The organism is Devosia sp. MC1541, from assembly GCF_012847305.1.
Classification (GTDB): Bacteria; Pseudomonadota; Alphaproteobacteria; order Rhizobiales; family Devosiaceae; genus Devosia.
Window position 1 is genome coordinate 118,062 of record NZ_JABBDZ010000003.1, and the last position, 18,043, is coordinate 136,104.

Annotated in this window: 17 protein-coding genes; 10 read left to right on the forward strand and 7 right to left on the reverse strand. The window is 58.6% G+C overall.

The genetic code is table 11. The features are described 5' to 3' along the window. Window positions 1-77 precede the first annotated feature (77 nt). The 6 genes from HKD40_RS04970 to rhaM all read left to right on the forward strand — a co-directional run bounded on the left by HKD40_RS04970 (window position 78) and on the right by rhaM (window position 6,106). Window positions 78-884 (forward strand): DeoR/GlpR family DNA-binding transcription regulator, encoded by an 807-nt coding sequence (locus HKD40_RS04970; protein ID WP_169194628.1) that lies wholly within the window; start codon window positions 78-80, stop codon window positions 882-884. Window positions 885-924: 40 nt separating this feature from the next. Continuing rightward, the gene (gene rhaS / locus HKD40_RS04975; protein WP_169194629.1) at window positions 925-1,917 is read left to right on the forward strand and encodes a rhamnose ABC transporter substrate-binding protein; all 993 of its coding nucleotides are present in this window, start codon (window positions 925-927) and stop codon (window positions 1,915-1,917) included. Between the two features lie 311 nt (window positions 1,918-2,228). Then, entirely contained in the window at window positions 2,229-3,734 is a 1,506-nt protein-coding gene (locus tag HKD40_RS04980; RefSeq protein WP_169194630.1) for a sugar ABC transporter ATP-binding protein, read from the forward strand. Then, complete coding sequence (locus tag HKD40_RS04985; RefSeq protein WP_169194631.1) at window positions 3,731-4,699, forward strand: ABC transporter permease; 969 nt, start codon at window positions 3,731-3,733, stop codon at window positions 4,697-4,699. The genes HKD40_RS04980 and HKD40_RS04985 overlap by 4 nt, the downstream gene beginning before the upstream one ends. An 82-nt stretch (window positions 4,700-4,781) precedes the next feature. Next, window positions 4,782-5,777, forward strand: a complete 996-nt coding sequence (locus tag HKD40_RS04990; RefSeq protein ID WP_169194632.1) for an ABC transporter permease — start codon at window positions 4,782-4,784, stop codon at window positions 5,775-5,777. Continuing rightward, a complete protein-coding gene (gene rhaM / locus HKD40_RS04995; RefSeq protein ID WP_349236478.1) occupies window positions 5,777-6,106 on the forward strand; it encodes an L-rhamnose mutarotase in 330 nt (109 codons plus the stop codon). Before HKD40_RS04990 ends, rhaM begins: the two co-directional genes overlap by 1 nt. Before the next feature lie 41 nt (window positions 6,107-6,147). On the opposite strand, the gene HKD40_RS05000 is transcribed toward rhaM, so the two are convergent. Next, a complete protein-coding gene (locus tag HKD40_RS05000) occupies window positions 6,148-7,407 on the reverse strand; it encodes a DUF3422 domain-containing protein (protein WP_169194633.1) in 1,260 nt (419 codons plus the stop codon). Between the two features lie 269 nt (window positions 7,408-7,676). On the opposite strand from HKD40_RS05000, the gene HKD40_RS05005 reads away from it, so the two are divergent. Together HKD40_RS05005 and HKD40_RS05010 are read left to right on the forward strand one after the other, a co-directional pair. Then, entirely contained in the window at window positions 7,677-8,018 is a 342-nt protein-coding gene (locus tag HKD40_RS05005) for an SH3 domain-containing protein (RefSeq protein WP_169194634.1), read from the forward strand. 89 nt (window positions 8,019-8,107) lie between these two features. Further along, window positions 8,108-9,112, forward strand: coding sequence for an asparaginase (locus tag HKD40_RS05010; RefSeq protein WP_169194635.1), 1,005 nt, complete (start codon window positions 8,108-8,110; stop codon window positions 9,110-9,112). Here HKD40_RS05010 and HKD40_RS05015 read toward each other — a convergent pair. Next, window positions 9,109-9,471: a hypothetical protein gene (locus HKD40_RS05015; RefSeq protein WP_169194636.1), complete on the reverse strand. Its 363-nt coding sequence runs from the start codon at window positions 9,469-9,471 to the stop codon at window positions 9,109-9,111. The genes HKD40_RS05010 and HKD40_RS05015 overlap by 4 nt on opposite strands. A 168-nt stretch (window positions 9,472-9,639) precedes the next feature. Here HKD40_RS05015 and HKD40_RS05020 point away from each other — a divergent pair, with 168 nt between their 5' ends. After that, entirely contained in the window at window positions 9,640-11,136 is a 1,497-nt protein-coding gene (locus tag HKD40_RS05020) for a helicase HerA-like domain-containing protein (protein WP_169194637.1), read from the forward strand. 8 nt (window positions 11,137-11,144) lie between these two features. Then, the gene (locus HKD40_RS05025; RefSeq protein WP_169194638.1) at window positions 11,145-11,678 is read left to right on the forward strand and encodes a hypothetical protein; all 534 of its coding nucleotides are present in this window, start codon (window positions 11,145-11,147) and stop codon (window positions 11,676-11,678) included. A 78-nt stretch (window positions 11,679-11,756) separates the two neighbouring features. On the opposite strand, the gene HKD40_RS05030 is transcribed toward HKD40_RS05025, so the two are convergent. The 5 genes from HKD40_RS05030 to HKD40_RS05050 all read right to left on the reverse strand — a co-directional run bounded on the left by HKD40_RS05030 (window position 11,757) and on the right by HKD40_RS05050 (window position 17,935). Beyond that, a complete protein-coding gene (locus HKD40_RS05030) occupies window positions 11,757-12,767 on the reverse strand; it encodes a hypothetical protein (protein WP_169194639.1) in 1,011 nt (336 codons plus the stop codon). Between the two features lie 130 nt (window positions 12,768-12,897). Continuing rightward, the gene (locus HKD40_RS05035) at window positions 12,898-14,289 is read right to left on the reverse strand and encodes an autotransporter outer membrane beta-barrel domain-containing protein (RefSeq protein ID WP_169194640.1); all 1,392 of its coding nucleotides are present in this window, start codon (window positions 14,287-14,289) and stop codon (window positions 12,898-12,900) included. Between the two features lie 162 nt (window positions 14,290-14,451). After that, complete coding sequence (locus HKD40_RS05040; protein ID WP_169194641.1) at window positions 14,452-14,991, reverse strand: response regulator; 540 nt, start codon at window positions 14,989-14,991, stop codon at window positions 14,452-14,454. A gap of 155 nt (window positions 14,992-15,146) precedes the next feature. Continuing rightward, complete coding sequence (locus tag HKD40_RS05045) at window positions 15,147-15,755, reverse strand: superoxide dismutase (RefSeq protein ID WP_169194642.1); 609 nt, start codon at window positions 15,753-15,755, stop codon at window positions 15,147-15,149. Window positions 15,756-15,853: 98 nt separating this feature from the next. Next, window positions 15,854-17,935 (reverse strand): S9 family peptidase, encoded by a 2,082-nt coding sequence (locus HKD40_RS05050; protein ID WP_169194643.1) that lies wholly within the window; start codon window positions 17,933-17,935, stop codon window positions 15,854-15,856. Window positions 17,936-18,043 lie beyond the last annotated feature (108 nt).

An 18,043-nucleotide genomic window follows, 5' to 3' on the forward strand; every position in this document is an offset into this window, starting at 1 on the left:
GGAAATGATCGAAACCTTGCGAATGATGATTGACTCTGCTTGGAAGAGGTGGAAGCACTAAGGCAGGGAGAAACAACTTGCACGAAACCGAACGCCATCGCGTTATTCTGGCTGCTGCGCAATCGCGCCCCGTCGTGACGGTGGCGGAGTTGTGTGACATTACCGGTTCGTCGGAAGCGACGATCCGCCGAGATATTGCGGCGCTGGACGAGCAAGGCAAGTTGCGCCGGGTGCGAGGGGGCGCGGAAGCGCTGACCCCGCCAGCACAGGGTGGGCTGATGGGCCGCCCATTCTCGGTCAATGAAACGATCAATATCGCGCAAAAGCGCGCTATTGCGCGAGCAGCGGCAGAGCTGTGCGCCGATGGCGAGCCGGTGATTATCAACGGTGGCACGACGACCTATCAGATGGTGCATTATCTGATGGAAAAGCGGCTGAGTGTGTTCACCAACAGCTTCGCCATTGCCGAGTTTCTCATCCACAATTCGCGCAACTCGGTCGTCATTCCGGGCGGCACGATCTATCGCGAGCAAAACGTCATCCTGTCGCCCTTTGGTGGCGTGGTGGCGAGCCATTTTTACGCCAAGCGCATGTTCATCGGCTGTCAGGGGATCGGGTCACATGGCCTGATGGAGGCTGACCCCATGGTGGTGCAGTCGGAACTGGCGCTGATCGGGCAGGCCGACGAAGTGATCGTTTTGGCCGATAGTTCGAAATTTTCGGGTCGCTCGAGCCTCATTCTTTGTGGGCTCGACCGAATTTCTACCGTCATTACCGACGGTGGGATCCGCGACGCAGATCGCCTGATGCTTGAGGAAGCAGGGGTGAAGCTGGTGATCGCGGATGCGATGGGACAGGCGGAACCGCAGGGGGACGCGGCCTAAGCCCAAACACAGACTAGGTTTTCGTTTCTGGGAGGAAATAATGAAGCTCTGGACTCTTCTTGCAGCAACAGCTGCAACCGCTGTGATGCTGGCCGCGCCAGCCATGGCACAGGATAAGACCCGCATCGCGCTGGTCGTGAAATCGCTCGGCAATGGCTTCTTCGATGCCGCTAATAAGGGCGCGCAGGAAGCTGCCGCTGAATTGGGCGATGTGGAAGTGATCTACACCGGCCCAACGGCTGCAACTGCTGAAGCACAGATCGAAGTGGTCAACTCGCTGATCGCTCAGCAGGTTGATGCCATTGCGATCTCGGCCAACGATCCGGACGCCCTCGTTCCAGCGCTCAAGCGCGCTATGGAACGCGGCATCAAGGTCATTTCGTGGGACTCTGGCGTTGCTGCAGAAGGCCGCCAGATCCACCTCAACCCATCCGACGTTGGTCTGATCGGGGAAACCATCATCAAGCTGGCGGCAGACTTCCTGCCTGAAGGCGGCGATGTTGCGATCCTTTCGGCGGCTTCGACCGCGACCAACCAGAACGCATGGATTGAAGCGGCGAAGGCAGCCATTCCAGCCAAGTTCTCCAACATCAACCTCGTGGCCACCGTTTACGGCGACGACGACAGCGTGAAGTCGACCGAAGAAGCGCGTGGTCTGATTGCAGCCCATCCGAACCTTAAGGCGATCATTGCACCAACTACCGTTGGCGTTGTCGCGGCGGCTCAGGTGGTGACCGACCAGAATTTGATCGGCAAGATCAACGTTACTGGGCTGGCGCTGCCAAGCGAGTTCAAGCAGTTCATCGACAATGGCGCGAGCCAGGCGGTGGCGCTGTGGAACCCAATTGATCTGGGCTATTCGGCAGTGATGCTGGCGGATGCCTTGGTTGATGGTGCTGAAGCCAAGCCGGGCGCGACCTTCTCCATCGGCAAGGTGGGTGAAGTCACGCTCGACGACACCAACTCCGCTGCAATGGCCGCGCCGTTCCAGTTCGATAAGAGCAATATCGAAGAGTTTTCGAAGATCTACTGACCCCTTCCTAGCCTCCCCCTGAAACAGGGGGAGGGACTGGACTGGTGTTGGGAACGCGATCTTTTCAAGACTACAGAACGTGCTCCTCCCCCGCTTGCGGGGGAGGCAGGGTGGGGGCGTCAGCTTTACTGGCAAGGCCCCCTCACCCCACCCTCTCCCCGTAGGGGTGGGGGAGTTGCATCGAGCATCTGGAAGCTATTGGGATACGCCGGTCGATCACCCCACCCTCATTCCCTCCCCCTCAAGGGGAGGGAGGCATATCGAGCTTGTGATGAGAGCGGCGCGGGACAGTGGCGCCAAGGATCAAGAATATGAAAACGCCCATTCTCACTCTTGAAAACATCTCGAAAAGCTTTCCCGGTGTGCGGGCGTTGCATGAGGTTTCGTTGGAGCTTTATGCCGGTGAAGTGACGGCGCTGATTGGCGAGAATGGCGCTGGAAAATCGACGCTGGTGAAAACCATGACCGGGATTTACCAGCCGGATGGCGGCACTATTTCAGTCAATGGCAAGGCGGTGACCTTGCCGACGGCAGTGTCGGCCTCGGCGGCGGGCATTACCGCAATCCACCAAGAAACCGTGCTGTTTGATGAGCTGACGGTGGCGGAAAACATCTATCTCGGCCATGCGCCCAAGACGCGCTTTGGGCTGATCGATTGGGCGACGATGAAGCGCGAGGCGCAGCTGACGCTGGACTCTATGGCGGCAGGGATTGATGCGACGACGCCGCTGAAGGAACTCGGCATTGCCAAGAAGCATCTGGTAGCGGTGGCGCGGGCGCTGAGCGTCGAGGCGCAAGTGGTCATTATGGACGAGCCGACCGCGGCGCTAAGCCAGAAGGAAATTGAAGATCTTTATGTGCTGATCGAGCTTCTCAAAGCCGACGGCAAAGCGATCCTCTTCATCTCGCATAAGTTCGACGAAATTTACCGCATTGCGGACCGCTACACCGTGTTCCGCGATGGGGAAATGGTGGGCAAGGGGTTTATCAAAGACACCCCGCAAACGGACATCGTGAAGATGATGGTGGGCCGCTCGGTTGACCACATTTTCCCGGCTCGGACCGCGCAGTTTGGCGAAGCGGTGCTGGCTGTGTCGGGGCTCTGCCACCCGACCGAATTTCATGACGTCAGCTTTGAGGTGAAAAAGGGCGAGATCCTCGGCTTTTACGGGCTCGTCGGGGCTGGGCGCTCTGAGGTGATGCAGGCGGTGTTCGGACTGACCAAAACCAGCGCCGGGAGCATCAGCCTAGAGGGCAAAACACTCACGCCAAAATCCCCCGCCGACGCGGTGGAGGCCGGGATTGTTTACGTGCCTGAGGAGCGCGGCAAGCAGGGCGTTATTACCGGCGAACCGATCTTTAAGAATGTCTCGCTGCCAAGTTTGGACAAGACCAGCCGCAGCGGATTTCTGCGCATGGCGGAAGAGTTTGCGCTGTCGCGCACTTATACAGAGCGGCTTGACCTGCGCGCCTCATCGCTGAGCCAGAATGTATCGACCCTATCGGGTGGAAATCAGCAAAAAGTGGTGATCGCCAAATGGCTGGCGACGCTGCCGAAGGTGATCATTTTGGACGAGCCGACCAAGGGCATCGACATTGGTTCAAAGGCGGCGGTGCATGAATTCATGGGCGAGCTGGTGGCGCAGGGATTGAGCGTCATCATGGTCTCGTCCGAGCTGCCCGAAGTGTTGGGCATGAGTGACCGGATCGTCGTCATGCGCGAGGGGCTGGTGGTCGACACGCTGGTCAATGATGGGTTGCAACCGGAAACGCTGGTGCGCCTGGCCGCCGGTATTGCTGAGGAGCAGGCGGCATGAAGAGCCTTTTCAAACACCGCGAAATCTGGCTGGGGCTGGCAATTGTCGCCGTGATCTTAGCCGTGACACTGCGCTTTCCGCGCTTTGCTGAGCCGAGCAACTTGCTGACCGTCTTCAACGATACGTCCATTTTGATGATGTTGGCGCTGGGGCAAATGGCGGTCATTCTGACCCGCTGTATCGACTTGTCGATGGCCTCCAATCTGGCGCTGAGCGGCATGATTGTGGCTATGGCTAATGCGGCTTTCCCTTTTATTCCAGTGCCACTGCTTATTCTAGGCTGCGTGGTTGTTGGCGCTGCGATGGGAGCGTTCAATGGGTTGCTCGTCTGGAAGCTGAACATTCCGGCCATTGTTGTGACGCTGGGAACGCTGACGATTTTCCGCGGGATGGTCTTCGTCATTTCGGGCGGTGCTTGGGTGAACGCAGCGCAGATGAGCCCAGACTTTATCCAGCTGCAGCGCAGCGTGTTTCTGGGCCTGCCGGTGTTGAGCTGGTTTGCGATTGTGGTGGCGGCGCTGGTCTATGTGTTGATGACAAGGACCCCGCTGGGCCGGGCGTTCTACGCCATTGGCGTAAATCCGACGGCGGCGGTTTACACCGGCATCGATGTCGGCAAGACGAAGTTTTATGCCTTTGTGCTGGCCGGGGCGATTTCGGGGCTGGCGGGCTATCTCTGGATTTCCCGCTATGTGATCGCTTCGGTGGAAGTGGCGAGCGGCTATGAACTCAACATCATCGCAGCTTGTGTGATCGGCGGGGTGTCGATTGCTGGGGGAATTGGCACGGTTGGTGGGGCGTTGTTGGGGGCGCTGTTCCTCGGCGTCGTCAACAATGCGCTGCCAGTGATCGGCGTGTCGCCCTTCTGGCAAATGGCGATTTCCGGTGCGGCGATCTTGCTGGCGGTGGTGCTCAATGCGCGTGGCGAGCGGAGCAAGGGCCGGGTGATTTTGCGGGGGGCGTAGTTACCCCCACCCCGGCCCTCCCCTCAAGGGGGAGGGAGGTTTGGCTGGTGGGTGCTGGGAGATTGAGTTTCGGGAGGAAGAGATGACAGACATAACAACAAGACGCCTCCCAGACCGCTTAGGGAGTTCTTGGAAGGCGGGGGTGTTGAGTTGGGAGAGCTTGCTGGTTCTCGTGGCAATTGGGATTTTCATCGCGAATAGCTTTGCCTCTCCCTATTTCCTCAACGCCTGGAGCCTCTCGGACCTCACGTTCAATTTCACCGAAAAGGCGCTGATTGCGCTGGCGATGGCGCTGCTGATTATCGCTGGCGAGATTGATCTCTCGGTCGCCTCCATCATTGCCTTGTGTTCGACGCTGATGGGGCTGGCACTGCAATTTGGGGCGGATACGCCCGTGTTGGTGGCGGTGGGTGTTGCCGTTGGGCTGGTCTGCGGCTCCTTCAATGGCGTGTTGGTCACTCGGCTGAAACTGCCTTCCATCGTTGTCACCATCGGCACGATGAGCCTGTTTCGCGGGATCGCTTTCATCGTTCTTGGGGACCAGAGCTATAAGGGTTATCCGGCCAGTTTTTCGTGGTTCGGGCAGGGATATGTCTGGTGGGTGATCTCGTTTGAGCTGGTGTTGTTCGGCGTTTGCGCGGTGATTTTCTATGTGCTGCTGCACAAAACCAATTTTGGTCGGCGCGTCTTTGCCATTGGCAATAATGCGACGGCGGCGCAGTTTTCCGGCGTGCGCGTCGATCGGGTGCGGTTCATCCTCTTTTGCCTCACAGGCCTGATGAGCGGCATTGCGGCAGTGTTGTTGACCGCGCGTCTGGGCTCAACGCGGCCTTCCATCGCGCAGGGCTGGGAGCTGGAAGCGATCACCATGGTGGTGCTGGGAGGGGTGTCGATCCTCGGCGGGGCCGGATCTATCCTTGGTGTGGTGATTGCAGCGCTGATTATCGGGCTGGTGACATTTGGGCTCGGGCTGCTCAATGTGCCCGGCATTGTCATGAGCATTTTTACTGGTGGGCTGCTGATCGTCGTGATCGCCCTGCCAATTCTCTATCGGATGATGAAGGAGCGACGGGCGTGATTACGGACGCGGGATATGAAAAACACGCTTTCAAGATGAAGCTCAATCCGGGCATGGAAGCGGAATATAAGAAGCGTCACGACGAGATTTTTCCCGAGCTGGTGGACCTACTGCACGAGGCGGGGGTGAAGGATTATTCCATCCATCTCGACGAGGAGACCAATACGCTCTTTGGCGTGCTGTGGCGTCGCGTCGATCACACCATGGACGATCTGCCGAATACGGCCGTGATGCAGCGCTGGTGGGCGCATATGGCCGATATCATGGCCACCAATGAAAAGAATGAGCCGATCTCGGTGGATTTAAAGCCAATGTTTTGGCTGCGGTAAGAACAAGGCCCCGGAGATGATCCGCGGCCTTTGCATTTGGGTCAGTGGCCTTCGTGCTTCTTGCGGACGGAGCGAACGGAGAGCCAGACCAGCAGCACAACGAAAGGCGCGAAGATCGAGAGCGCCATCGTTTTGTCGATGTTCCAATGATAGAGCGGACCGCCCAAGAGATAACCGACAATGCCGAGCGCGTAGTAGCTGATGGCGATGGTCGAGAGACCTTCAACGGTGCGCTGGAGGAGGAACTGGCTGCGCGCGGTGCGGGCGATATTGTCGAGCAGCGAGGCATTTTGCACCTGCATATCAACGCCGATGCGCACGTTCAGCAGGCCAATGGCGCGTTCGATCTTTCGCGATAAGACGCGCAGGCGTTGCTCGATGGCGGCACAAGTGGCCAGACCTGGCTCGACGCGGTTGGCGATATAGCGCGACAGGGTAGAACCCTTGTCGGTGCCACTTTCGCGCAGACCTTTGAGGCGCGAATTGAGGACTTCGCCATAGGCGCGACCAGCGGCAAAGCGATAGCCAAGGCGTTCCGCCATTTGGCCCGAGCGCACCGACAATTCATGCAGACCGTGGAGCACGCCCTTGGCACTGGCGGGATCGACCACTTCAGACAGCGAATTGATGACGCTCGAGAGTTCGCTCTCCATGCCGCGCAGATCAGGCGATGCGGCGCGCGCGAGTGGCAGGCCGAGCAGCGCTATGGCGCGATAGGTTTCGACTTCGAGCAAGCGGCGGGTGAGAATGGAGCGGCGCAAGGGCGTCAGCGCTCCCGCCGCAAACTCGATGCGAGTGAACTTTTCGGCATCGGGAATAAAGTCGGTCACGACTTGCGCTTTACCGTCTTCAACGTTCGACAGGCAGAGGCTGGCAAGCGAGAAGCCCGGGATCAGGCGATCGGGAATGGTGTGATCGGCAATGACGTCGATACGAACCGCGCCAAGCAACTGGCCTTCGCCAATAGCCTCAAGGCCAATGTCGTTCGGGAAATTATCCGCGCCGGTCAGACTATCGCGCCATGTGATGGTGACGAACTCTGTATGAAACTCCCAGGTGACAGAGCGGGTAGGCGTTTCAAAGCTGTATTGACGGCTTCCTGCCAGTTCGAGTTCGACGCCCGACGCGAGGCGGAAATCGGCAAATCGCAGGAACGCGCGCTGCATAGCGCCCGGCTCGCCCGGCATGACCAGAACCAAGCGGCGCAAGCGGCATTCGGATGGCAGGATTTCGACCGGACGGGCGTGAACCTCGTCCATAATGGCGTGACGATCCGGGTGATCGAGCGGAATAAAAGTCATAACTACAAACTCGTCTCGGCGAATTGCCAAGGCGCAAGAAGGCGCGAGTTATGCCTTTGGCACAATGAGGCGAATGCGCACAAGAGGTACGCAAGTTGGGGCTGCGTTCCCTCACCCTCAATCCCTTCCAACGAGGGGAGGGAGGTCGGCTGATGCTGGGGGAGAGGCCGAAAAAACATGAACCCAATCTGAATGAGGGGATCAGGCTGAGTTCAATTGGGAGAAGCTAGTGTCATCTCAACGCTAGAGATCACCGAGAGGAGACGGCGATGAACAAGGCACAGGAAAAGGTTTTGATGGCATCGCTCTGTGGCCTCGTATTGGTCGCAGCAGGAGCCTTCGCGGTCCAGCCAGCAATGGCTGCCGGCTATCATGTTCAATCGACCGCTCAGGTGAGTGGTGTGGCCAGCTGGGATAATCTCAATATCCGCAAGTGGCCGGCGTCCTACTCGCAAAAGATTAGCGCAGTTCCAAACGGTACGGATGTTTGGGTCGAGCGTTGCATCGACAATTCTGCCAAGAATTCCGCCGATTGGTGCCTTGTGGAAGTTTATCATATGCGCGGCTGGGTGAACGCCTCTTACCTCACCCCCACGGATCAGTGGTTCTGATCACAAGCTTTCTGCCTCCAACCCATGCATGTTGACTTTTCCGGTTCGGCGCTGTTCCTCCAAGACAGCACGAACCGGAGTTTTTTGTTATGGACGCAAACCCCATTCTCGCCGAAGTCCTACGCGGCAACTGGGTTGAGAACCGTCATCGCGGCGCGTTCATCATTGTGGATGCAACAGGCAATGTTATCGCCTCTGGTGGCGATGTTGAGCGTCCAATCTTCCCGCGTTCGGCTGTAAAATCCATGCAGGCGCTGGCGATATTTGACCAGCATGCCATCGAAAAATTCCATCACCGTACGGAAGAACTGGCGCTGGCCTGTGCTTCTCATCACGGTGAAGACGACCACACCTCCAATGTCAGCGCCTTCCTCGGGCGCATGGGCCTGAGCGTTGCTGACCTTGAATGTGGCGCGCACATGCCGACCAATGACGCGGCGCGTGACGCGCTACGTAAGGCGGGCGAAAACCCCAGTGCGCTACACAATAATTGCTCGGGCAAGCATTCGGGCATGCTCAGCGTGGCGCTGGCCATGGGCGTTGATCCGCACGGCTATGTCGAACGCGAACACGCTGTACAGAAGGCCGTGCGCAAAGCGGTTGAAACAGTGATCGGCGAGAGCCTCACCGAAGATCGCTGCGGCACGGATGGCTGCTCGATCCCGACCTGGGCGGCGCCGCTGCGGGCTTGGGCGACAGGCTTTGCTAAGATGGCGACGGGCGAGGGCCTCCCGAGCCATTACGCTGAAGGTGCGCAAGCGCTCTTCAATGCAGCGACCAAGCATCCGCACCTCGTGGCGGGCACAGGGCATCTCGATACGCTGATCATGAACGCCTATGCGGGTGAGCTGATGCAAAAAGGTGGCGCGGAAGGCGTGCAGTGTGGCGCGATCCGCTCCAAGGGCTGGGGCTATGCGCTCAAGTGTGACGACGGGAATATGGCTGCGAGCCACGCGATGATTTCGGGACTGCTGCTGAAGTATGCTGATCCGAACGACGCCCAGCGCGCGGTGCTGGAGCAGTTTGCACGCCAGCCGATCAGGAATGTACGCGGTACGGTCGTGGGCGAGATGAGGGCGGTCGACGCGTTCTAAGGCGTCGGCGCTGGTTCTGGCGTTATCGCAATATAGACTACGTCCAATGGCAGTGGGGTGCCGATTGCATCGGCACCGAGCCATATGGAGCCACTGATATCTTCGACCTCAAGATATTGGCCACTATATTGATTGATTGCGCCAGCATCCTCGATGATCACTGTGCGGGCGCGCGTGGTGAAACCGTCGCCTTCGATCACGTAAACGCCTGGAGGGCAGGGCGCGCGCACGCACATCACAGGCCGGTAATCGACCAGCATTGGGCCCGAGTAGTCGGGTGCGCGTTGGTCTTGCAGCGCATCTCCAAGGGCTGGCGAAACCAGCAAGGCGGCGATGAGTGGTGTCATGATGTGGCGCATTCGTCCCTCCATGTAAAAGCTCTATTGGTAGGTCGCTGAACTGGAGCTGAATGCGACGGCCGTCATGCGGTCTCGTGGCGATACAAAGCCTGAGACCTGACGGTTCGTGCTTGTGAGCGCGCTGCGAGCGCGGCTATATGGATGTATTGAAGATTAGGAGGTTGGCTCATGCTCGTTGACGGCAAAATCTTTCTTGGTGTGAGCGATAGGCCCGAATATCTCAATCTCAAATATGGCAATCGCCACGGGTTGGTGACCGGCGCGACGGGCACGGGCAAGACCGTCACCCTGCAGGTGCTTGCCGAAGGGTTTTCTGCCGCGGGCGTGCCGGTTTTTGCGGCCGACATTAAGGGCGACCTCTCGGGCATTGCCAAGCTTGGCGTGGCGCAGGGCTGGCAGACAGCGCGGGCGACCGACATCGGCTTTGATGACTATGTCGACGATGTCTACCCGACCATGTTCTGGGACCTCTATGGCAAGCAGGGCCACCCGGTCCGCGCGACGATTTCGGAAATTGGACCCGTGCTGCTGGCGCGGATGCTCGACCTCAACGACACCCAGGAAGGCGTGTTGAACGTCGCTTTCCGCGTGGCCGACGAAGAAGGTCTGCTGCTGCTTGATCTAAAGGATTTGCGGTCTCTGCTGGTCGAAATTCAGGGCCGCGCCAAAGAAATTTCGGCGCGTTACGGCAATGTGACGACGGCTTCGATTGGCGCTATTCAGCGTTCGCTGCTGGTGCTGGAGCAGCAGGGCGCGGACGATTTCTTCGGCGAGCGAGCGCTTGAAATCGCCGACCTGATGCGTCGTGATACCGATGGGAAGGGCTTTATTTCAGTGTTGGCGTCGGACCAGCTGATGAAGGCCCCCAAGCTTTACGCAACCTTCCTGCTGTGGCTGCTCTCGGAACTCTTTGAAGAGCTGCCGGAAGTGGGCGACATGGACAAGCCAAAGCTCGTGTTCTTCTTTGACGAAGCGCACTTGCTGTTTGACGGCGCTAACAAGGCACTGATCGACAAGGTCGAGCAGGTTGTCAAACTCATCCGCTCCAAGGGTGTGGGCGTGTATTTTGTAACGCAGAACCCGGCCGATATTCCGGAAAGTGTGCTTGCGCAGCTGGGCAATCGCATCCAGCACGCGCTGCGCGCCTATACCCCGCGTGAGCAGAAGGCCGTGCGCGTGGCCGCCGAGAGCTTCCGCCCCAACCCAGCGTTTTCGACCGAAGCGGTCATCACCGAAATGGGGATTGGTGAGGCTCTGGTTTCGGTGCTGGAAGACAAGGGTATTCCATCGATTGTTGGGCGCACGTTGATCCGTCCGCCGAGCGCGCAGGTGGGCCCGCTAACCCCGGCAGAACGCGACGCAACCATCGCCAATTCGCCCGTGGGCGGGATCTATGATTCCGTGATCGACCGCGAGAGCGCTTATGAAATCCTCAACAAGCGCGCGAGAGAGATTGAACTGCAGGAAGAGCGTGCGGCCTACGAGGCAGAGCGCGAACAGGAACTGGCCCGCCAGGCCAAGGAAGAACGCGACGCCGCGCCGCGCCGGTCGACCCGTCAAAGCCCCACCGAAGCTGCTGCGACGAGCTTTGCCCGCACCGTCGCCAATACACTTGGCCGCGAAATCGTGCGCGGTATTTTCGGTTCGTTGAAGCGCCGTCGATGAGCTCAAATATGACGCCTACACTTGCCGTTTTTGCTTCCGATCGTGGTCCGGGCGATCCGCAGCGCGCCTCCATCATGAGTGAGTTTGGTCTCGTCTTTGCGCGGAAGGGCGCCAAGCTGATTTGTCTGGCCGAAGATGGCATTGTGCCCGTTCCGCTGATCACCGCCGCACGCGCTGCGGGGGGCGTGGTGGAAGTGTTGGCGGATGCTAGCGTCACACTGCCACCAGCCTTGGCTGACGTGCCGATTAGCGTCATTCCCGATCAGCGTGAGCGCCATGCCGCTTTGGCGGAGCGGACGCAAGCGCTGGTCGCGTTGCCGGGCTCGCTCAGTTCAGGCCTTGCTCTGTTTGGGGCTTGGTCGAGCCAGCACAATCGCCCGGTTATTATGCTCAATCACCATCGGGCCTTTGAGGTGATCCGCGGCTTTGCCAACGACGTTCTGTCTCATTCGGTCAAGAATTTCGACCGCAATATTCAGTTTGCCGAAACGGTTGAAGACCTGTGGGGGAAGACCGTTTGGGCGCTGGAACAGCGCCGCTAACGCTCTTTCTCTAGTCGTTAAAAAGCCCCGCATAGGAAAGCTATGCGGGGCTTTTTGGTATGTTAGCGCGTAAGAGGCTTAGAAGCTGGCGCTGGCCTTGAGCGAGAGGCTCAGGGAACGGTCGGACGTGCCGATGCCCGAATAGCTGGCGCTAGCGCCGAGACCGAAGCCGTTGGCGAATTCGAACTTGGTCGCAGCTTCAATGGCGCCCGACAGCTGAGACTTGTCGCCAAGGGTCGACTTGAGGTCGGCATTCAAGCTTGCCGAGCTGGTGATGCCATCAGCCGTGTGGGCGAGGGTAACGCCGGGACCGGCGAAGACGACAGTCTTGGAATAGGTTTCGCCCGCGACGTAGCCACCGTCGGTGTAACCATTGGTCCATTCAGCGGCGTGGGTCAGGCCCGCGCGCGGCGTAAAGCGAATGCTGTCCTCGCCGAAAACGCCGTTGAGCGTGGCATTGAAGTAAGCACGTGTTGCATCGGTGGTCGCGTCGAGACCGCCAAAGGGCACTTGGCTGGTGTACTTGGCAGCGCCAACCGCCGCAGTCACATCGAGCGAGAGCTGCTCAGTCAGGCGGGCGGTCATGTATGGGCCGACCATCACGCCATAGCCGTCGACAGTGCCATACTCGGTCTTGAACTCGTTCAGCTTGTCGATCGACACGAATGCACCCACGAGAAGGGATGAATTCACGCGGTAATCGACACCGGCAGCGCCCAGAACGGCACGACCGGAGCCCTTGTTGCTTTCGAGATAGCTGAACGATCCATCGACCCAAGCAGCGAATGGGTTGTAGCTCGGTGCCGCGGCCTGCACGGCAGCAGCAGTTGCGGCAGCGCTTGGGGAGGTGGATGCGATGTAGCTGAGCATCTCACCCTGGGTGAGGCCGGTGTCGGTGGAGCCGCCGACGAGGCGCGCGAGGCGCTGCTGCGACGAGATCAGGCTTGCACCCAGAATGTCCGCGTGGCCCGCTGCAAAGGTCTCTACCGAAGAGCCGAAATCTTCGTGGCTATAGGCGGCTGCATAGGCAGAGGTTGTGACGGTTGCCGTGAGTGAGAAAGCGAGAAAGGCGAGGCGGGTAAAGGACATAGGGCGCTCAGAATAACACTGCGAGATGCAGCTTGGACGTGGTGTCAGCGCTAACAGAGCCGTGTTTGCCGAGCAATCTCATGGTTAAGAATCAGCAAAGATATCCCCGCCGAAGCGGGGATACTTGAGCTTAGAAACCGGCGCTGGCTTTGAGCGAGAGGCTCAGCGTTTTGGCGCTGGTACCAATGCCTGCCCAATTGGCGCGGGCGGACAGATCAACGCCATTGGCAAAGCCGAGTTGAACAGCAGCTTCCAGAGCTGCTGTGAGCTGTGCCCCATCCCCGAGCGTGGTGTTGGCATCGGCGCGTAAGGTTAGGGAGCGAGTGATATCGCTATCATGGGCGGTGAAGGTGACGCCGGGGCCAGCAAAGACGCTGCCTGAAGTGCTTGAGGTAGCATCGGTCCAAGCGCCGTTATGGTCGGTGTAGCCAGCAGCCCATTCACCGGCATAGTTGAGGCCTAGGCGTGGCGTGAAGCGAATGGCTTCCTCGCCGAACTGGCCTTCCAAGGTAGCGTTGAGATAGGCGCGGGTGGAATTGAAATTGTCCTCGCCGGAAGAATTGCTCTTCTTGTTGGCGGCCGTGCCAGCGCCTGCGGTGAGATCGAGATATAGCTGATCGGTCAAACGGGTGGTGAGGTAAGGACCTGCCATCCAACCGGTGCCTGAGAAGGTGTCGGTGGCGGTTTCAAAATTGTCCAAGCGGTCGATGCTGACAAAACCACCGACGAGAAGATCAGGGGTGAGGAGGTAATCCGCGCCAATGGCTGCGGAGGTCGCGCGACCGTTCTGGCCACCAGCTTCGAGTAGCGAGAACGTGCCCTCCAGCCAGACGTCATATGGGCTTGTGCGCATCTCGCCGGATTGATCGACATCGGCAATGGCAGAGAGCGAGGCAGAGACCGGCAGGCTGCCGGTGGCGGCGAAGGAAGAGACGTAATTGAGCACGTCGCCGCCGTTCATGTCCGAGCCAGTGCGCTGACCATTGAGGCGCGAAATGCGCTGACCTGTCGGACGGATGGAGTTGCCGAGCAGGTTGATGCGATCGGTGAGATAGCTTTGCTTGGCCTGTTGTCGCGCGCCAAAACCCGCCTCTTCAACAGCACAGGTGCTGTCGAGCGCACTGAGCGTGAACGTGTTGAGCGTTTCCATGGTGCTTAGCGAGGTGGGCAGGGTCTGGCCCATGGAATAGCGGGTTTTTTCAGTTGTTCGATCCTGCAAGTATAGGGTGAGGGGCGCGGTCGAGAATGGGGCCTGCAGATAGAAAGCGACCCATTTGGTGGACTGATATTGGGCGGTATCATCTATGGAGCGCAGGATCTTATTGCTGCTGTCGACCAAATAGATGCTGTAGTCGCTGTTAAGCGCTCCCAGCTCGGCCGAGACGGCTAGGCTGATTTGACCTGTGGCGCAGGAGCCTGAATTGAGCGTGACGGTTGCTGATGTCGGGATAACTGCATGCGCTGTGCCGATGATAGCGCTAGAGGCGAGCAGTGTGGCAAAGGCAAGGCGGGTAAAATGCATCTAATATCTCAGAACGTGACGGCAGCAATGCCGCCAGAAATAGTGTTCTAAGTATTGTTAATCAACGAAAAAACGAAAGTTGGTGCAGTTAGGAATGAGCGCGGCCGAGTTGGTGACTGGAAGATGGGGGATGTCACCAATCTTCGCGGTAATAGCCCAGCTTTATACTGTCGGCTGCGGGGCTTCGAGGCTCACACGGGGCACGAAGGGCACAATATTGTCGCTGAAACGACGGGTCGGGTGCACGTCTGGCTCGGGTAGAATGCCGCGGCGGTCGGGGCCAAAATAGCCGAAGTCAACCGTGCCAACGACGTCGTGCTTGAGAAGGCGCTGCTGAACGCGTTGTAGCAGGTGCCGGGGCGACATGGGCTTAACGACGACCTCATCAATGCCAGCAGAGACCGACTGCTCGCGCGTGTCGGGGGTAATGCGGCGGGTGAGGGCGATGACCGGCAGATCGCGGTTGACGAAGCTTGGGTCTAGGCGAATGGCCTCTACCATTTCATAGGCAGGGCGACCATCACGGTCGAAATCCACCACCAGCAGATCAAGCGGGGCAATGCGCATATAGGCGAACAGCTCAATGTCGCTTTCGAATGTGCGGACGCGCAGGCGCGAGTCACCGGCCAACACCATCGCCAAAACAGCGGTAAGTGCGGGGGTGGCGGCCAATATAGCGACTGTCTTGCCTCGAGCGACCAAGAACGATTCCTTCTTGCGTTAATGCATTGTTAACACGCAAGGATGAGGCAAAGAAGCAGCGCGGGCATACGTTAAAGGATTGGCTGTAGATAAAGAAAAACCCGCCGATCCGAAGATCGACGGGTGCGCGCAAAAACTCTTTTCAGAGTAATGGCTTAGGCAGTGGCTTCTTCGAACATCTTTTCTACGTGTTCCCAGTTCACCAGGTTGTCGAACCAAGCTTCGAGGTACTTTGGACGCGCGTTGCGGTAGTCGATGTAATAGGAGTGTTCCCAAACGTCGACACCGAGCAGTGGCTTGCCGCCGTGTACGAGTGGCGATTCACCATTGGCAGTCTTGGTCACTTCCAGCTTGCCGTCCTTGAAGGACAGCCATGCCCAGCCCGAACCAAACTGGGTGGTGCCAGCAGCGATGAAGTCTGCGCGGAACTTGTCGAAGCCACCGAGGTCGCTGTCGATTGCTGCCTGCAGCTTGCCTGGGAGCTTGTTGCCGCCGCCGTTTGGCTTCATCCAGTTCCAGAAGTGAACGTGGTTGTAGTGCTGACCAGCGTTGTTGAACAGACCAGCGTTCTTGCCGAAGCTTTCACGAACGATGTCTTCAAGTGGCAGGATTTCCAGACCCGAACCTTCCAGCAGCTTTTCGCCGTTGGTGACATAAGCTTGGTGATGCTTGTCGTGGTGGAACTCAAGCGTCTCTGCCGACATGTACGGGCCCAAAGCGTCGTATGCGTAAGGCAGTGGCGGCAGGGTGAACTTGGTGGTCATAAAAGCCTCCGTTGAGTGTAATCGTAATCCGATGGCGACGCCGAATTTCGACTGACCTTATATCAGCCTGAAGCGGCACAACAATGTTGTGAAATAGACTATTCGTCCATTCCGACCGACTTAATCGCAAAGGCATAGCACTCGGCGGTCTCTTTGAAGCGTTCGAAACGCCCAGAGGCGCCACCATGTCCTGCCCCCATATTGGTCTTGAGATACAATGGTGCATCGCCCAGCTTGGTTGCGCGCAATTTGGCGACCCATTTGGCTGGTTCCCAATAGGTCACGCGTGGGTCGGTGAGACCGGCGAGCGCAAAGAGCGGCGGGTATTCCTGCGCGGCGACGTTCTCATAGGGCGCGTAGGACGCAATGCGCGTGTAGTCTTCTTCGGACTCGATTGGGTTACCCCACTCTGGCCATTCCGGCGGGGTGAGGGGCAGGGTGTAATCGAGCATGGTATTGAGGACGTCGACGAAGGGCACGTTGGCGATGACGCCTGCCCAAAGGTCCGGGCGCATGTTGGCGATGGCACCCATCAACATACCGCCAGCGGAGCCACCTTCGGTGACGATCTTGCCAGCTGAGGTATAGCCCTCAGCGATCAGCATTTCTGCGGAGGCGATGAAGTCGCCAAAGGTGTTGGTCTTGTGTGCGGTCTTGCCGAGGCGATACCAGCGATAGCCCTTTTCCATGCCGCCACGGATGTGGGCAATGGCATAGACAAAACCGCGATCGACCAGCGAAAGTTTTGAAACCGAGAAGGCCGCAGGCATGGACATGCCATAGGCGCCATAGCCGTAGAGCAGCACTGGGTTGGAGCCGTCGAGCTTGAGGCCCTTGCGGTAGAGCAGGGTAACAGGAACCTCTTCGCCGTCGGCAGCCTTGGCGAAAAGACGCTTGGTTTCATAGCCTTCTGGGTTATGGCCAGAGGGGACTTCCTGCGTCTTGAGGAGCGCGCGCTCGCCCGTTTCGAGGTTTACGTCGAAGAGCTGCTGCGGTGTCGTTGGGGAAGAATAGGAGAGGCGGAAGACGGCGGTGTCGAACTCGTAGCCCGTCGCCATGCCGAGCGAATAGGCGTCTTCATCAAAGCCGACGATCTCTTCCTTGCCGGTACGTAAATCGCGGGAGACGATGCGCGGCAGACCATCTTCGCGCTCAAGTCGGAGCATGTAGTTTTTGAGAAGGGCGACGTCGAGGACGAGAACACCTTCCTTATGGGGGACGAGATCGGTCCAGTTTTCTGGCGCCGGGGCGTCTGCAGAAACGGTAACGATTTTATAGTCTTCGGCCCCGTCCGCATTGGTGCGGATGTAGAGCAGACCATCGCGTTCATCGACTTCATATTCACGACCAACCACGCGCGGCGCGACGAGGATTGGGTCCCCGCCGTTTTCCGCGTCGATCAGATAGACCTCGCTGGTCTGGTGATCATGGGCGTCGATAATGAGGAATTTTTCCGAGAGGGTCTTGTCGATGCCGACGAAAAAGCCCGGATCTTCTTCTTCATAGATAACGGCGTCGCTGTCCTGCGCCGTGCCGATGATGTGCTGGCGGACGCGGAAGGGGCGGTGGTTATCGTCGTATTCGACGTAGTAAATCGAGGAGCTGTCATTGCTCCAAACAAAGCCGCCAGCAGTGTCTTTGATGACCTCGTCGCGGTCCACGCCGGTGGCGATGTCGCGCAGGACGATGTCGTAATATTCCGAGCCCGCGCGGTCCGCCGCCCAAGCGAGAACGCTATGGGTATTGTCGTGAGATGCTCCGGCAAAACCGAAGTACCCTTCACCAGCTTCAGCATTGCAATCGAGCAGGATTGTTTCTTCGCCACCCTCACGTGGGGTGCGGACGATCAGCGGGTATTGCTTACCCTCAAGCATGCGGGTGTTGTAGGCGTAAGGACCATCTGGAGACGGCACGCCGCTGTCGTCTTCCTTGATGCGGCCTCTGATTTCCTTGAAGATTTTATCGCGCAGCGCCTCGGTGGGCTTGCCGAAATGGGCTTCGTAGTAAGCGTTTTCGGCGTCAAGATAGGTGCGGATTTCACCGTCGAGTGCCGATGGGTCCTGCATCACCGCCTGCCAGTTTTGAGCGCGAAGCCACGCGTAATGGTCTTCAACGGTGACACCGTGATGCGTGTGGCTATGGAAAACGCGCTTGGCGACGGGCGGTGTGAGCTCAGTCATGATCTCTCCAATGGGCCTGCGATGACATGCAGGTGAAGTGACATGGAGATAGGACGCCCCGTCGGGTTTTGCCAGCCCGGAATACGTTGAAAAGCGAAACTGGCGTAC

Excerpts from the sequence above, each read along its gene's own strand:
- rhaS (WP_169194629.1), top strand. The coding sequence starts at position 925 with ATGAAGCTCTGGACTCTTCTTGCAGCAACAGCTGCAACCGCTGTGATG.
- HKD40_RS04980 (WP_169194630.1), top strand. The coding sequence starts at position 2,229 with ATGAAAACGCCCATTCTCACTCTTGAAAACATCTCGAAAAGCTTTCCC.
- HKD40_RS04985 (WP_169194631.1), top strand. The coding sequence starts at position 3,731 with ATGAAGAGCCTTTTCAAACACCGCGAAATCTGGCTGGGGCTGGCAATT.
- HKD40_RS04990 (WP_169194632.1), top strand. The coding sequence starts at position 4,782 with ATGACAGACATAACAACAAGACGCCTCCCAGACCGCTTAGGGAGTTCT.
- HKD40_RS05000 (WP_169194633.1), bottom strand. The coding sequence starts at position 7,407 with ATGACTTTTATTCCGCTCGATCACCCGGATCGTCACGCCATTATGGAC.
- HKD40_RS05005 (WP_169194634.1), top strand. The coding sequence starts at position 7,677 with ATGAACAAGGCACAGGAAAAGGTTTTGATGGCATCGCTCTGTGGCCTC.
- HKD40_RS05010 (WP_169194635.1), top strand. The coding sequence starts at position 8,108 with ATGGACGCAAACCCCATTCTCGCCGAAGTCCTACGCGGCAACTGGGTT.
- HKD40_RS05015 (WP_169194636.1), bottom strand. The coding sequence starts at position 9,471 with ATGCGCCACATCATGACACCACTCATCGCCGCCTTGCTGGTTTCGCCA.
- HKD40_RS05020 (WP_169194637.1), top strand. The coding sequence starts at position 9,640 with ATGCTCGTTGACGGCAAAATCTTTCTTGGTGTGAGCGATAGGCCCGAA.
- HKD40_RS05025 (WP_169194638.1), top strand. The coding sequence starts at position 11,145 with ATGACGCCTACACTTGCCGTTTTTGCTTCCGATCGTGGTCCGGGCGAT.
- HKD40_RS05030 (WP_169194639.1), bottom strand. The coding sequence starts at position 12,767 with ATGTCCTTTACCCGCCTCGCCTTTCTCGCTTTCTCACTCACGGCAACC.
- HKD40_RS05035 (WP_169194640.1), bottom strand. The coding sequence starts at position 14,289 with ATGCATTTTACCCGCCTTGCCTTTGCCACACTGCTCGCCTCTAGCGCT.
- HKD40_RS05045 (WP_169194642.1), bottom strand. The coding sequence starts at position 15,755 with ATGACCACCAAGTTCACCCTGCCGCCACTGCCTTACGCATACGACGCT.
- HKD40_RS05050 (WP_169194643.1), bottom strand. The coding sequence starts at position 17,935 with ATGACTGAGCTCACACCGCCCGTCGCCAAGCGCGTTTTCCATAGCCAC.